Origin of the sequence: Phascolarctobacterium succinatutens YIT 12067, assembly GCF_000188175.1 — a bacterium.
GTDB lineage: Bacteria > Bacillota > Negativicutes > Acidaminococcales > Acidaminococcaceae > Phascolarctobacterium_A > Phascolarctobacterium_A succinatutens.
The window spans coordinates 1-15,770 of sequence record NZ_GL830898.1; the positions used below are offsets into that span (position 1 = coordinate 1).

Consider the following 15,770-nt stretch of genomic DNA (forward strand, 5'->3'; position numbering starts at 1 on the left):
CGCAATGCGCCGCCTTTTTGTATATGGGAAGAACATTCTCTTTAATCCCTCTTGACTATCATAGCGCTATATACTTTATAATATAAATTACTGTATTATCGGCATTACTGCATATGAGTCAATACTGCTGAAATAAAATGATGAAAATAGAGGCATTGAAGCATGAAGAAAATTTTTTGTTTATTGCTGTTGCTGCTGGTTTTGCTCACAGGCTGCGGACAAGGCAGCGGCGGTAAAGACGCTGCCGCAGGCGGCAACTACACTGTAACTGACGAGCATGGAACAGTGACTACGTTCAAGCAGGCACCGCAAAAGGTGCTGACGCTGGCGCTTAGCAGTGATGGTATAATAATGGGGCTGGGCATGGAAGATAAATTGGTTGCCGTCAATTATCTGGCCGATGATCCGGTAAGCTCTAACCTTGTAGAGCAGGCTAAAAAAATTCAGCACAAAATCAAAAATCCTTCGGCCGAAGAGGTGCTGGCGCTGAAGCCGGACGTAGTCTTTGCCTACGATTGGAGCGACATGAACCGTGTCGAAAATTTGCGTAATTTGGGCATGAATGTTATCGTACTGAAAGGACCGGCGACTATTGAGGATATCAGGCAAAACGTGCGCACCGTCGCCAAATCCATGCACGCCGACAGTAAGGGAGAAGAGCTGGTAAAGCTGATGGACAGCAGGCTGACGCAGGTGAAGCAGCAGGTAGAGGCGCTCAAGCTGCAGCAGCCGAAGAAAATCGTTCTTGTTTCGCTGATGAGCTCCTATGGCGGCGAGGGATGTATCTTTGACGATATGTGCAAGGAAGCAGGCGTTATCAACGGCGTTTCGGCTGCAGGAATCAAAAACGGCCAGCAGGTTACTAAAGAAATGCTGGTGAAGATTGATCCGGATTTACTGATAATGCCGGTGTATAACGACCATGGCAATTTTGATATCAAAAAATATAACCAGGAATTTTTAGAGGATCCGTCGATGCAGACTATGCGCGCCATCAAAAGCAAGCAGCTGTTTTATCCCAACGAGGGTTATATTTACAACTGCTCGCAGGATGTTGTTTTCGGCGTGCAGGAAATCGCCCATGCTGCCTACGGCAAAGCCTTCGCTATGCAGGGTGCGCAGCATTTAAGGTTGAAGTAAAAGGTTATGCTTATATTAATTTCACATAAAAATTAATCGCAGATAGTTTGCTTTGAAGTAGTGAATTTGATGCGAATAAAACATGAGTGGAGAGCATGTAAATAATCAGGCCCTAACCTTATTCATATACACTTAACTCCTTTGAGAAAGGCAGAGCAGAGCAAAATCTGTTCTGCCTTTTTCATATGCCAAACTGCTATAACTTGCTTATGTCGAAAGCTGATGTTCGTGCTATAATAGCTATACTGAAGGAAAATAAAGGATGAAGAAAATATGCCAAAACAAAAATATCAAAAGATAATAACAGCACTGCTGCTGTGTTTGAGTATACTATTAATAGTTGCAGGCTGTAGCAGTGATAGTGCGCAAAAATCGAAAAGTACTGCAGCCTATACTGTTACGGATTCGCAGGGGCATAAGCTGTATTTTAAAGAAAAACCCCAACGCATTATATCTATGTCTATAAGCACTGATGAAATCCTCATTGACCTTGTACCAAGCAGTCGCATTGCTGCCTTCTCACGTCTGGTGGACGACCCGGGGATATCCAATATTGTAGAGCGGGCGCAGAGTGTGGGCAGCAGAGTAGATGGCCAAAGCTCGGAGGCAATTATGGCGCTGCACCCTGATTTGATATTGATACCGGATTTTGTTAAGCCGGAGGTTATTCAGTCGCTGCGTGACATGAATCTGCAGGTTTATGTTTATAAAACTCCCAAGAGTATGGATGATGTGCGTCAGTGCATACGCTTTCTGGGCGAGGCCGTTGGCGAAAAGGAACGCGGCGAAATGATGGTTACCGCTATGGACGAGCATCTGAAGAAGGTGCAGGATAAAATAGGCAAAATCCCTAAGGAAAAACAGAAGCGCATTGTTTTTATGCGCAGTAACGGTGCCTACTACAGTCCGGAGGCTTCGTTTAACGATGTCTGCAGATATGCGCAGGTGCGCAATGCCTTGGAGGAGCTGCATTATGATAAGCCTGGCATAGTAAATCAGGAGGCAGTGGTTCAGCTTAATCCGGAGGTGTTTTTACTCGCAGGCTGGAATTATGATGGTCAGCATGATCCGAAGCAGATGGAGGAGGAACTGCTGAACAATTCCGGTTACCAGACTACGGACGCAGTGAAAAACAGAAAGGTCTATACAGTGCCGGCGAAGCATGTGCTGTGCGTGTCGCAGTACATTGTCAACGCTGTAGAGGATTTGGCGGACGCTGTATATAGTGAATAAAATTATCAATGACGTCGGTGAGCGGTGCAATGCTGCTTGCCGACTTTTTTTGTTAATGTTGTCAAAATAGTTGGCAAAACAATTGACTAGTTGCCAAAAAGTTGCTAAACTGTAAGAGCAATAGCAATTAAAAGGAGGGCGTACTATGCAAACTGAAGCTTTGCGCAATTTGGTTGCTAAAATAAAACATCTGCAATGTGAAATGCAAACAGTAGAGCTGAAGGCTACCAACAAGGGCTGTCCTACACGTTTATACGATACATTGTCGAGCTTTGCCAATCAGGACGAGGGCGGCGTTATCGTGTTCGGCATAGATGAAAGAAAAGGCTTTGATGTTGTCGGCGTTTATGATGCGCAGGATTTGCAGAAAAAGGTAACAGAACAGTGTAATCAGATGTCGCCGTGTGTGCGTGCTTTATTTACTGTTTGCGAAATAGATGACAAGGTTGTAGTTTCGGCAGAGATTCCGGGGCTTGATGTCGCAGAAAGACCGTGTTTTTATCGTGGTACAGGCAGATTGAAAGGCGCTTATATACGTGTGGGCGATGCTGATGAACCGATGAGTGAATATGAAATTTACAGCTATGATGCCTTCCGCAAGCGTATCCGAGACGATATTCGCGAAGCAACTGGTGCACGCAGAAGCTTTTTTGATGAAGAAAAGCTGGCTTGCTTTTTGCAGGCAGTAAAAAAAGACCGCAAAAATTTGGCTAAGCATGTCAGTGATGAAGATATTTTAGAGCTGATGGGTGTTACGGTAAACGGACAGCCGACGTTAGCGGGCGAGCTGTGCTTTTCTAAATACCCGCAGGGAGCTTTTCCACAGCTTTGCATTACGGCTGTTGCTTTGCCTGGCAATGTAATGGGCGAGCCGGGATTACAGGGAGAGCGCTTTATTGATAATGAGCGTATTACCGGCACGATAGATGAAATGGTAGACGAGGCGGTTGATTTTGTGAACCGCAACAGCCGCCACAGTACGATTATAGATGATAAGGGCAAGCGTGCGGACAGGGATGAATATCCGCTGAAGGCAGTGCGTGAGGCGATTCTTAATGCATTGGTACATCGCGATTACAGTATTCACTCGGAAAACGTGCCTGTGCGTTTGGAAATATATCGTAATCGTCTGGAGATTATTTCCAGCGGTGGCTTATATGGCAAGCTGACGATTGATTCATTAGGCAAAGTGCGTCCGGATACACGTAACAGTGCTTTGGCAAATATTTTGGAGCTGATGCAGGTTACGGAAAACCGTTACAGCGGCATTCCGACTATTTATCACGAGCTGCAGAAGGCGCAGCTGCCACCGCCGGCTTTTTGTATCCGCCATGGCGAATTTGTAGTTACCTTCAAGAGCAAAATTTCTCAGGTTTATGATGCACCTTATGCAACTGTCAGCAGTGTGCAGGAGGAGCAGGAGCAATACAATGGACAGCGGGCATATAGCATAGAAGAACGCTTGATAGAGTTTTGCACAGTGCCGCGCTCCAGACAGGAGATTATTGAATTCCTGGGCTTTTCGCGCTATTATTCCATGTCAAAAATTGTGCAGCCGTTGATTGATGACGGCAAAATTGCTTTGACGCTGCCGGACAAGCCTAAAAGCTCCAAGCAAAGATATGTGAGAAGATAAGATGTTTTTAAATTAGTTAAGCGACCGTCTGACTAAAATCAGAAGCAAAATCTGGTTTTAGTTGGTCGGTTTTTATTTTCTGTAATTTTTTCACTAAACCGCTTGCGTGTATACCTAGTAGACACTGTATAATTAGATACATATTTTATTGATAGTTCTTTTTAATAAATGGAGGAATATAAATGAAACGTACTACTGTATATCCTTTTACTGCGATTGTAGGACAGGAGGAAATGAAGCTGTCCTTGATTTTAAATGTTATCAACCCGGCTTTAGGCGGTGTTTTGATTAAAGGTGAAAAGGGCACGGCCAAATCCACTGCTGTACGCGCTCTCGCCGAGCTGCTGCCGCCGATGGCGGCTGTGCACGGCTGTCGCTTCCACTGTGACCCGCACAGCAGCCAGCTGTGCGATGACTGCACTGCCAAGCTGCAGGCAGAGGGCACATTGCCGGAGGAAACCATCAACATGCGCGTGGTTGAGTTGCCTGTAAGTGCTACAGAGGACCGCGTTGTCGGCACATTGGATATTGAGCATGCGATTAAGCATGGTGAGAAAAAGTTTGAACCCGGTATTTTGGCGCAGGCCAACCGCAACATTTTATATGTAGATGAAATCAATCTGCTGGATGACCACGTTGTAGACGTGCTGCTGGATGCCGCTGCTATGGGCGTAAACACCGTTGAACGCGAGGGTGTTTCCTATTCCCACCCCGCACGCTTTGTGCTGGTTGGCACTATGAACCCCGAAGAGGGTGACATCCGCCCGCAGCTTTTGGACCGCTTTGGTCTGAGCGTTGTCGTTACCGGCGAGCATGACCCGCTGCAGCGCGTAGAGGTAATCAAACGCCGTCTGGCTTATGAAAACGATGCTGAGAGCTTCATTGCAGGCTATAAGGAAGCGCAGGAGGAGCTGGCGGAAAAAATTATTGCTGCCGGCAAGCTGCTGACGGAGGTAACTATTGATGACAAGCTGCTGGAAACTGTGGCCAAGCTTTCTGTTGAGCTGGGCGTAGACGGTCACCGTGCGGATATTACTGTGATCAAGACAGCGCTGACCTTGGCTGCCTTCAACGGCCGCAAGCAGGCTAACCTTGATGACCTGAAGGAAGCAGCTAAGCTGGTGCTGCCGCACCGTATGCGCCGCCGTCCGTTTGAAGAGGGCGAGCTTGATTGGAATAAGGTAGAAAGCTTTTTGGCTGCCGAAGCCTAAGGAGCGTTGACTATGCTTAAAAATAATCTTTATCCCTTTGCTGCGGTGGTGGGGCAGGAGGAGGCAAAAAAGGCCTTGCTCATTGCTCTGGTCAACCGCAGAGCAGGCGGCCTGCTCATAGGCGGTGCCAAGGGTACGGCAAAATCCGTGCTGGCCCGCAGTGTGCAGAGTTTGATTGGTGCGCAAAGGATGCTGACGTTGCCGCTGAATGTAACAGAGGATATGCTTTTTGGCAGCATTGACCTGGAGGCTGCCGTGAGCTTGGGCGAAAAACGCTTTTCACCGGGCATTCTGGCACGTGCTACGGATAATATTCTTTATATTGATGAAGCTAATCTGCTGCGTCAGGAGCTGCTGACTGCGGCATTGGATGCTAACAGCGCAGGTATAAATAATGTAGAGCGTGACGGTATCAGCTGCAGCCATGAGGTGCGCACGACCGTTATTGCTACGATGAATCCGGAGGAGGGCACTCTGCCCGGACATATTCTGGACCGCTTCGGTATGTACGCAGATATGCAGGCACTGCAGGATATCGGTCAGCGCGTGGAGGTTATCCAACGTGCCTTAGCATATAGTAACAATACCCTTGCGTTTTGTGAGCAGTATGCGGAAGAAACTGCTGCCCTGGCAGCGAAGGTTAAGGCAGCGCGTGAGCTGCTGCCGCAGGTTGAGGTGAGCGATGCGATGCTGATGCTTGCCGCTCAGCTGTGCTCGCAGGCCTTTTGTGCCGGCCATCGTGCGGAAATTTATCTGCTCGAGGCTGCGCGCGCTATCGCCGCCCTGGCGGGGCGCACTTACGTGCTGCCGAAGGACGTGGAGGAGGCAGCGCAGTTCGTGCTGCCGCACCGTATGCGCAAGCCGCCCGAGCAACAGCCCGAGGAGCAGGAGCAACAGGACGATAACCAAAACGAAGAAGAAAACGAGCAGGATAACGAAGATAATCCTGACGATGATAATAACGACGAGGACAACGAAGATAACCAGCTGCCGCCACCACCGCCATTGGATAACGGCGAGGACGACGAAGATGACGATGCTTCCGACGATGAGGACGAGGACGAGGAAAGCGACGAGGACGAGCAGCAGCAGGAGCGTAATGATAACAACTTGGCACCGGAGGAGCAGCTTGCAGATATTGACAAAAGCTTCCGCCTGCCGAAGATGCTGCTGGATTTGGGCAAGGATCGCAATGTGCGCCGCGGCAGCGGCAAGCGCAGCGTGACCAAGACTGACCTGAAGCAGGGACGTTATGTGCGTGCCGAACAGCCCAAGAGCAAGGTAACAGACCTGGCATTTGACGCTACTATCCGCGCGGCAGCGCCTTATCAGCGCCTGCGTGAGGATAACGGCTGTGCGCTGAACATCAAGGAAGAGGATTTACGCCAGAAGGTGCGCGAAAAACGCATCGGCAACACCTTCCTGTTTGCGGTGGATGCCAGCGGCTCCATGGGTGCACGTGAGCGTATGCGCGCCGTTAAGGGTGCCATTTTCTACATGCTGCAGGAGGCGTACCAAAAGCGTGACCGCGTAGGCATGATTGCCTTTCGTCGCGATAAGGCAGATATGCTGCTGCCGATTACACGTAGCGTGGACTTGGCGCAGAAGCGTCTGGCAGAAATGCCGACCGGTGGCAAAACGCCGCTGGCTGACGGACTGGCGCTGTCACTGCAGACGTTGGCAATGATGAACAAGCGTGACAGTGAGCTGGAGCCGCTTCTGATCGTTGTTACCGACGGACGCGCGAATGCCGTGCACGAGGGCGAAAAGGATCCTGTAGCAGCAGCAATCAGCATTGCTGAAAAAATCGCTAAGGCTAAAATTACTTCAGTAGTGATTGATACGGAAAGCGGTTTTATCAAGCTGGGCCTGGCAAAGAAGGTTGCCGCCGCCATGCAGGCCAATTATTATACGCTGCAGAAGCTGTCTAAGGAAAATATAATTCATATTGTAAGAAATTTGAATTAAAGATAAGAGTATAGTATACTAATAGGTATATTGAAATATAAAGGAGTGAAGTTTTCATGAAAAAGCTGATTGTTTTATTGATGACTTTATTTTGCTGTGCAACCGCTTTTGCTGCGGATGCAGACAAGAAGCCTGCAACTCAGGAGGGTATGAACTGGGAAATCAGCATGATGCCTAAACCGAGCGAAGAAGAACAGGAGCAGGCACGTTGGTCTATTGTTGTAGAAAATAACGTAGGTATTTATGCTTACGATATGGATTCTCTGACCTTCAGCAAGGTTACTAACGGCCTGCCCGATAAAAATATTATTTCCGTGCTGACGAAAACCGTTTTTACCGATAAGGATATGCTGAAAAAGCTCAATGAAAAATACAAGGCTTCTCTGACTAAAAAAGAGAAGGTGCAATACTGTGAAATCGTCATGACCTTTAACCTGCAGGATAAAACCTACGGTGTAGAGGTAATGGATGTTTATGGCAGCAAGAAAACTCTGCTGAGCCATCAGGCTAAGGAGCTGAAGTTTGTTCCGGTTCCGGCAGGCAGCTTTGCTGAGGCTATGCTGGAAGTCTGCCAACAGGCCGTAGCTGCTGATGCCCAAGCAGCAGCGAAATAATGCTGCGCCCCGATTTTACTCAGGCAAAAAACTATATATTACAACACAAACTCCTTAGTCTGCTTGCTATCTGTGTGATAGGCATTACTTTGACACTGGGCCTCAGGCATCTCTCCAACCAGTCTACGTCAAAAAAAGCAGTAATGAAACCTATTGTGCACACGCAGGTAGTGAGCAGACGACCATTGTATAAAATCATTAATCTTTTTGGACAGCTCAAGGCCAAGGCACAGATTGATATCGTCAATAAGTATGCCGGTATCGTCGATGAGATTAATGTGGATTTGGGCAGCAAGGTGCAGGCCGGAGATATCCTCCTGGTGCAGCATCTTGATGATGCCCGCGCCGAAATGCTCAAGGCCAAGGCACGCTATGCCGAGGCCGGAGCTAATGCGGCAACTACGGATGTGAGCTACAGCACCAGCCTTACTCGCTATGAGGCTGATTATAAGCTGGCGCAGGTCAACGCGGAGCGTTACCGCAAGTTGTATGCGCAGGGCGCTGTTTCCAAGTCTGAGCTGGACAGTATGGAGCAGACGCTGGCTAATAAAAAAGCGCAGTACGATGCTTTGGCGCAGCAGGAAAGCTATGATGGCACACCGTCGCAGGTCTACCGTCAGGAGCAGATTGCTGCCAGACGTGAGCAGGAGTACATTATTGCGCAAAACAAGTATCACGATCTGATTTTTAAGGCACCACGCGCAGGTATTATTACCTACCGCGATGCAGAAGTGGGTGGCTATGCGCCTGCAGGGAGCAGGCTGCTTACCCTTTTAGATGACAGTGGTTTTACAGTGGACTGCGATATTACAGAGGCCGAGGCTGCTTCTGTGACCGTTGGCACGCAGGTCGAGCTGAAGCTGGAGGCGATTGGCGAAATATGCCGGGGTACTGTTGTTTATGTGAGCCCTGTAAGAAGCAGGGAAACAAACAAGTTTACCCTCCGCATCAGGCTGGATGAGCCTGGCTCCAACGTAAAGGCAGGCTTGTTTGCCAAGGGTGAATTGCGTTTTCTGCAAAAGCCATCCACTATATATTTACCTAAAAATACCGTTCTCGAACGGGATGGCAAATATTTTGTCTATGTGCTGGGCAAGGGTAATAAGGCTCTGAAAAAGCCTGTTACTACCGGTGCAAGTAATAATGAAAGTATTGAAATAGTGCAGGGTGTGAAGATAGGCGAAACGGTTATCCTTGATAATCTTGCGCGTCTGCGTGACGGCATGGTGGTTGAGGTGGCCAAGGAGGAGGCGAAGTAATGAATATTACACGCTTTTCTATTAAACGGCCTATCGGTATCTGCATGATTTACATATTAGTCTGCGTCCTCGGTCTTATCAGCTTCTTTCGCATTGGCGTGGAGCTGCTGCCGGACGTGGACTCTAAATTTATCAGCGTAATTGTCAACTATCCGGGCGCCAGTACGGAATCCGTTGAACAGCAGGTGACGAAGCCGATTGAGGACGAGCTGTCCTCAATTTCGCACTTTAAGCAGGTGCGTTCCGCTACACGTCCCGGACGTGCGGAGATTTTTGTCGAGCTGGACAGTCAGGCCGATGCTGATATGGTGGCTATCGAGGCAACGAAAAAAGTCAGCCGTATCCGTAAGAATCTGCCGGAGGATATTGATGAGCCTGCAGTGCTCAAGCGTTCTTCAGAAGAATATCCGATTATCCAGATTGCAGCAACGTCTAAGGATAACCTGGACGATATTTTTGCCTTGGCAGACAGCAGCTTTAAGGAGCGCTTGCAGCAGGCAGCCGGCGTAGCTGATGTTGACGTTACCGGCGGTCGTACCAAGGAAGTCGCAATCGAAGTTGATAAGGATAAGCTCAATTATTACGGACTGACGCTGCAGGATATTATTACGGCGGTGCGCAAGGAAAACGTTATTGTTTCTTCCGGCTCCGTCTATACCGATGCTTTGGAAAAAACCGTGCGTCTGCAGGCGCAGTATAAGGCTCCGGAGGAGATTCAGCATCTGCAGCTTAAGGGTGCAGGCGGCAGATATATCGAGCTGGGGCAGGTGGCCAACGTGCAGGCCAAGGATAAGCGTGCCGTGGCCTATAGCCGTGTTGACGGCAACGAGGCGGTATCACTGGAGGTGTATAAGGCTAGCGGTGCCAATATCGTCGACACAGCAGATGGCGTGCTGCAGCAGCTGGAAACGCTGCGCAAGGATTACCCGGACTACGTTTTTACCGTTGTTTATGACCAGTCGCATTTCGTGCGCGATTCCCTAAGCAACACGCTTAAAACGCTACTGGAAGGCCTTGTTACTACCGGCTTTGTCTTGTATCTGTTCCTGCGTGGCTGGAAGTCCTCTATGGCAGTTATGATTGCCATTCCTACCTCGCTGATTGCAACCTTCTTCCTGATGTATTTGGCAGGCTTTACCTTCAATATGATGTCACTTATGGGTATGGCATTGTGTATTGGTATTCTTGTCGATGACTCCATTGTTGTGTTGGAGAATATCCATCGTTTTCTGGCGATGGGTAAAAGCGCTGACGTGGCGGCGGAGGAAGGACGTAATGAGATTGGCATGGCCGCAATCGCTATGACGCTTTGCGACGTGGTGGTATTTTTGCCTATTGCCTTTATGCAGAGTGCGACCGGCCAGTTCTTCAAGCAGTTTGGCATGACGATTGTTTTTGCTACACTGATGTCGCTGGTCGTTTCCTTTACGCTGACGCCGATGCTGGCTTCGCGCTTTTATAAAAACGGCGTGGAGGAGCCTAAGGGCAAGCTGTGGAGCAGACTGGATGACTTTGAAGCGCAGACGATTGCAAAGTATGATTTGCTACTGCGCAAATGCTTAGAAAAGCCGAAGAAGCTGGTGCTGGGAGTACTGGCAGCCTTCGCGGTGGCGGTGGCGCTGGTGCCGCTCGGTATCGTCGGCTCGGAGTACATGCCGCGTACCGACGAAAGCGCGATTCAGGTGAATATTGAGCTGCCTACGGGCTTTAACGCTGACCAAACCAACGAGGCCTTGCTGCTGTTTGAGGATTATTTGGCCAAGGTGCCGGAAATCGAGCATTATATGACTAATGTAACGACCACACAGAGCATGGGCAAGCTGGTTATCGCACTCAAAAGCAGCGATGAGCGCAGTAAGGATGTCTGGCAGGTAGCACAGGAGATTCGCAGCTTTGCCAAGCAGAATCTTGGCGAAATCAAGGTGCGCGTCAATGAGATTCAGTCATCCGTTACCGGTGTTTCCGGCGGCCGCAACCTTGTGCGTTCACCGGTACAGGTAGAGCTTAAGGGCAGTGATATGAACCAGCTTGTGGCTGATTCTGCCAAAGTGGAGCAGATTTTTGCTTCGACTGCAGGCCTGAAGGATATCAAAAATTCCTATGTTAAGGGCATGCCGGAGCTGAAGGTGACAGTAGACCGCGACAAGCTGAAATATTATCACGCGACAGTCAATGACGTGGCGCAGTCCTTTAACGCCGCTATTGGTGGACGCAGCGCCGGCGTGCTGGCGAACGATGTGCAAAACCATGGCAATGACACCGATATTGCAGTACGTTTTGCCGGTGGCAGTGGCTATGATATCGAAGATGTACGCGCTATTCCCGTGCAGACAGGCAGAGGAAGCGTCTTTCTTGGCGACCTTGCCGACGTAGAAGAGGGTGTAGGCCCAATTACAATCCGTCGCGTGAACAAGGAGCGCATAATCAACATCCAGTGTAACCTGACGGACAGGCCACTGAACGAGGTGGTCAAGGAGCTGACGCAGAAGCTAAATGCTGCAGGCCTCAAGAGTACCTATGAGTTTTCCGGCCAGGCGACCACGATGAACGATTCCTTTGCCGAAATGGCTATGGCATTGTTGCTGTCATTGCTGTTGATTTATCTGCTGCTGGCAGTGCTTTATGAATCGGTATTCACGCCGTTCATCCGTATGTTTTCGTTGCCGCTGGGCATCATCGGTGCAATCTTCTGCCTGCTTTTGACGCATAACACCATCAACCTGTATTCTCTCATCGGCATCTTGGTTATGGACGGTCTGGTAGCGAAAAACGGCACGCTGCTTTTGGATTATACGCTGACGCTGATGCATGAAGGCATGACGGCGAAGGCAGCGGTAATTGAAGCAGGCAAAACTCGTCTGAAGCCTATCTTTATGACAGCACTGACGATGGTGGTGGGTATGCTGCCGACGGCGCTGTCGCTGAGCGCAGGCTCGGAAACGCGCGTGAGCATGGCGTGGGTTATCATCGGCGGTATGATAACATCAACGGTGTTTACGCTGTTGGTGCTGCCGATACTGTTTTTGTGGCTGAAAGAAAAATTTCCTAGTAGAATTTAGTTTAATAATAAGAATAGATATTGAATACATAAGACTTGTGTAGTATACTATAGACATATAAAAAGAGAGATTCCTAAAGCAAAATATAACTTTGCAAAGAAGCTTTCTATATAATATCAGAGGAGTAACTTGCGCCTTTGATGATTATAAAAGCAAGGGCGTTTTTTTCATAGCTATATTGCCGTATAGCTTGTAAATCTGCTTGATGCGCTTGGTAGCCCGTGGCCATGCAAGAATGGGCGGGGGAAGAGTGGTCAAAATATATTTTTGAGGAGTATGAGTAAACATGAAGAGTAATTTTTCCAAGGGTTTATTGCTGACGGCCCTTATTACCGGTAGTGTAATATGGGGGGATACAAACGTATTTGCTGAAGAGCTGCAGGAGTATACGCTGGACCAGATGGTTGTAACGGCGCAAAGAATGGAAACTAGGGAACTGGAGACACCAGCAGCTGTTACCGTTATTACCGAAAAAGATATCAAAAATAGTGGTGCTAAAACTGTTTTCGATGCTCTTTCTTTCACTACAGGTACAACAAATTTCTCTTATGGTCCTGGTGGTCTTGATTATGGTGCAATGGATAGCCGTGTTAACTTAAGAGGTTTTGAAAGAGGCGCGTTGATTCTTGTTAATGGTGCTCCTATCAATTTAAATAGCAAAAACAGTCTTGATGGTATTATGACTGATAATGTTGAGAAAATTGAGATTTTAAAAGGTGCAAGTTCTGTTCTCTATGGTGCAGAGGCTTTTGGTGGTGTTGTTAATATCATTACTAAAAAAGGTGGAGCTGAAAAACTTAGAGCAAGTGTAACAGCAGGTAACATTGGTTATCGTAAATATGCAGCTTCCTATACCAGTGATAAGGCATCTTTCTCCTATAGCAAGCAGTTCTTTGGCGCGCAGGAAAGAACTTCTCCTAATCGTGAAGATCGTGGATATTACAATGATAGAAGCAAAGGTAATAAAGCTAATTATGCTTTAAGCTTGAACCTTACAGATAAGTTGAATGCAAGCTTTATGCGTTCGGAAGCGGATTCCACCTATGGACAAGTAACCTATAATAAATCAACTGTTGCAGCTAATGCTGCTGCAACTAAAGATTATCATTATAAGGATAATAAAGATAGTCTTTCTGTAACATATGATGATAAAGATTCTGGATTTAAATCTATTTTCTTTTTCAATGATAGAGATTTGTATGGTGAAACCAGAAATAGATCGACATATAAATATACTGAAAATGCTAGTAACTACAAAGCATATAACGTTGGTTTAGATACTCAGAAGGTATGGAATTTAAGAAATGACAAAGATAGCTTACTGGCAGGTATTTTGGTAAGTAGAGATAAATATAAAGGAACATCTGCCGCAAATAACGATGTTATTGCTGATAGAGAAAACTATGCTTTATATGCGCAATATACATACCAAGCTACTGATAAATTAAAAACTGTCTTTGGTATTCGTGAACAGATTATTGAAGATATGGTAAAAGATCAAAAGGTATTCTTACCACAATTCCAAGCATTATATAAAGTGGAAGATAATAGTTCTTGGTATATGAATATTGGTAGAGCATTCCAAATGCCTGCCTTGTCTGATACTTTTAAGAAGAGTGGCGCTATGTATCAGCAGGTTAGCGGTAAGAATTTAAAACCGCAAGATGGTTGGAACTATGAGACCGGTTATAAAATCATCAACGATAACAATTCTTGGAAATTCTCTTTATATTATATGGATTTCAAGAATATGTTTGGCTGGGAAAAAGAAAATGGTCAAGATATTAGAGTAAATAAAGGTAAGTTTAAAAATGTTGGCTTTGAAGCTGACTACACCTCTATTTTGAGCGATAAATTCAAAGCAAATGTAGGTTTTAGCTGGTCTAATCCTAAAAATCAAGCAACAAGCAGCTCTCAATGGGAACAAACTTATCCCAAGATTCAATTTAATACAGGCGTTAATTATACTGTGGGTAAATGGGATTCTAGCCTGGCTTTAAATTGGCTTACTAAGAGATTGAAAAACCGTGATGGTGGCACCAATCCTGATTTAATTAATTTAAATGCAGTAGTAAATTACAATATGGATGAGAACAATTATTTCACTCTTAATATGAACAATATCCTTGATCGCCATAATGTAATAACAAATGGTAGTTTTGAGTATTGGGATTTACCATATAACTGGACTATTAGTTACAACCACACATTCTAAATTTAATGAAAAAGGTGGCGCTTAAATGCGTCACCTTTTTAAAAATAGCTTTATTTAAAAACACCGCCAATATTTGCCGGTAAAGTAATATTTATTTAAATTTGAAAGGGAAACCATGTATCGCTTAATCCTTATGCTTGTTATAGCCTGTATTCTTTCCGGATGCACAACAGAAAACTTTGGCCAATCTGCGAAGTTTGCAGGCAAAGATAACGCAATCGTTGTAACGGACGATACCGGTTATCAGGTAAAACTAAAGAAGAAGCCGGAAAAAATTATGACCAACAATATTTATCTTGATAACATCCTTTTGGGATTAGTGGAGCCTGAAAAAATGCTGTCTGTATCTAAAAATATGGATAACTCGGCAAAATCGTTTGGCAATATGGTAAGTTCATTGGTCGAAAATAAGATTACAAATCCGGGATTGGAAGCAGTTCTGGCTTTAAAGCCGGATATATTCATTGTTAATGAGGTAATTGGTGCAGATAAAATTCAGTCTTATCGTGATATGGGTATACCTGTTTATGTTGTAAGGCTGTCTACAAATATAGAAGAAGTCAAAAATGAAATTATCAAGCTTTCCCGGCTAGTAGGTGAAGAGCAGCGTGGTAAGATTTTAGTCAAAAAAATGAACGATAAGCTGGAGAGAATCGAACGCAATATACCACAAGAGCTTCATTACAGTAAAAGTACTGTTCTTGTATCAGCAAATTACGCGTCCTATGGAGGCAAGGGTTGCATGTATGATGATATCTGCAAGCATGCCAAGATAAGAAACGGTATTGCGGATTTGGGAATGAATACCGGACAGACAGTCAATAAAGAGGTCATGATAGAAATAAATCCGGATTTTTTCTTTCTTGCAAAGCCATGGAAGGATAATAAGGCTAAGGATGAGAAATTGCTGGGTGAGTTTTTAGCTGATAAGAGCTTAGAAAATTTGCGGGCGGTAAAAAACGGGAATGTAGCTCTGCTTGATGAAAAATACATTTTTATCAGTCATCAGAATTGCGTATGGTCGGTGCAGAAGCTGGCACATCTGGTTTATGGTGACTGTGTTGTTTTAGAGCCGGAGGAGTTTTTGAAAGGTTTTTGACAATTAAGAAGCCATTTGCGTTTATCTATACTAGTTCTAATCAAATAATCAACTTGGCGGCGCGCTTGCGCCGCCTTTTAATATACCATCAAAATAAAAGCGAATTTTCAGAAAAAATTGCTTAACTATTGTAACCTTCTCTGCTAATATAATAAGCACAAAGACTAGTCAGAAAAATCAGAAGAAAGGCTATAGAAAATAAATGGTAAAAGTAAAGCAAGATTTATTGAATTCCATTAAAGAATTTACTCTTATGGATGACCCGTTTATGACCAAGGTTTTTGAAGATGACATAGAGCGCACGCGCTAGCGTAAAGTTTTTGTAGGAAAAACGGG

Annotated in this window: 10 protein-coding genes; all 10 read left to right on the top strand. The window is 46.1% G+C overall.

What is annotated here, in order from left to right; genetic code table 11:
- Nucleotides 1-162 precede the first annotated feature (162 nt).
- The 10 genes from HMPREF9443_RS06440 to HMPREF9443_RS06485 all read left to right on the top strand — a co-directional run bounded on the left by HMPREF9443_RS06440 (nt 163) and on the right by HMPREF9443_RS06485 (nt 15,434).
- A complete protein-coding gene (locus HMPREF9443_RS06440; protein WP_009145747.1) occupies nt 163-1,140 on the top strand; it encodes an ABC transporter substrate-binding protein in 978 nt (325 codons plus the stop codon).
- Nucleotides 1,141-1,596: 456 nt separating this feature from the next.
- Nucleotides 1,597-2,373, top strand: coding sequence for an ABC transporter substrate-binding protein (locus tag HMPREF9443_RS06445; RefSeq protein WP_071585663.1), 777 nt, complete (start codon nt 1,597-1,599; stop codon nt 2,371-2,373).
- A gap of 145 nt (nt 2,374-2,518) precedes the next feature.
- Entirely contained in the window at nt 2,519-4,009 is a 1,491-nt protein-coding gene (locus HMPREF9443_RS06450; RefSeq protein ID WP_009145749.1) for an ATP-binding protein, read from the top strand.
- A 182-nt stretch (nt 4,010-4,191) separates the two neighbouring features.
- Complete coding sequence (locus tag HMPREF9443_RS06455) at nt 4,192-5,220, top strand: ATP-binding protein (RefSeq protein WP_009145750.1); 1,029 nt, start codon at nt 4,192-4,194, stop codon at nt 5,218-5,220.
- A gap of 12 nt (nt 5,221-5,232) precedes the next feature.
- The gene (locus HMPREF9443_RS06460; RefSeq protein ID WP_009145751.1) at nt 5,233-7,188 is read left to right on the top strand and encodes a VWA domain-containing protein; all 1,956 of its coding nucleotides are present in this window, start codon (nt 5,233-5,235) and stop codon (nt 7,186-7,188) included.
- 56 nt (nt 7,189-7,244) lie between these two features.
- A complete protein-coding gene (locus tag HMPREF9443_RS06465; RefSeq protein WP_009145752.1) occupies nt 7,245-7,802 on the top strand; it encodes a hypothetical protein in 558 nt (185 codons plus the stop codon).
- A 143-nt stretch (nt 7,803-7,945) separates the two neighbouring features.
- Nucleotides 7,946-9,061 (top strand): efflux RND transporter periplasmic adaptor subunit, encoded by a 1,116-nt coding sequence (locus tag HMPREF9443_RS06470; protein WP_187363703.1) that lies wholly within the window; start codon nt 7,946-7,948, stop codon nt 9,059-9,061.
- Nucleotides 9,061-12,120, top strand: a complete 3,060-nt coding sequence (locus HMPREF9443_RS06475) for an efflux RND transporter permease subunit (RefSeq protein WP_009145754.1) — start codon at nt 9,061-9,063, stop codon at nt 12,118-12,120. The genes HMPREF9443_RS06470 and HMPREF9443_RS06475 overlap by 1 nt, the downstream gene beginning before the upstream one ends.
- A 286-nt stretch (nt 12,121-12,406) precedes the next feature.
- Nucleotides 12,407-14,335, top strand: a complete 1,929-nt coding sequence (locus tag HMPREF9443_RS06480) for a TonB-dependent receptor plug domain-containing protein (RefSeq protein ID WP_009145756.1) — start codon at nt 12,407-12,409, stop codon at nt 14,333-14,335.
- A gap of 277 nt (nt 14,336-14,612) precedes the next feature.
- A complete protein-coding gene (locus tag HMPREF9443_RS06485) occupies nt 14,613-15,434 on the top strand; it encodes an ABC transporter substrate-binding protein (RefSeq protein ID WP_187363704.1) in 822 nt (273 codons plus the stop codon).
- The last annotated feature ends 336 nt before the right edge of the window (nt 15,435-15,770 follow it).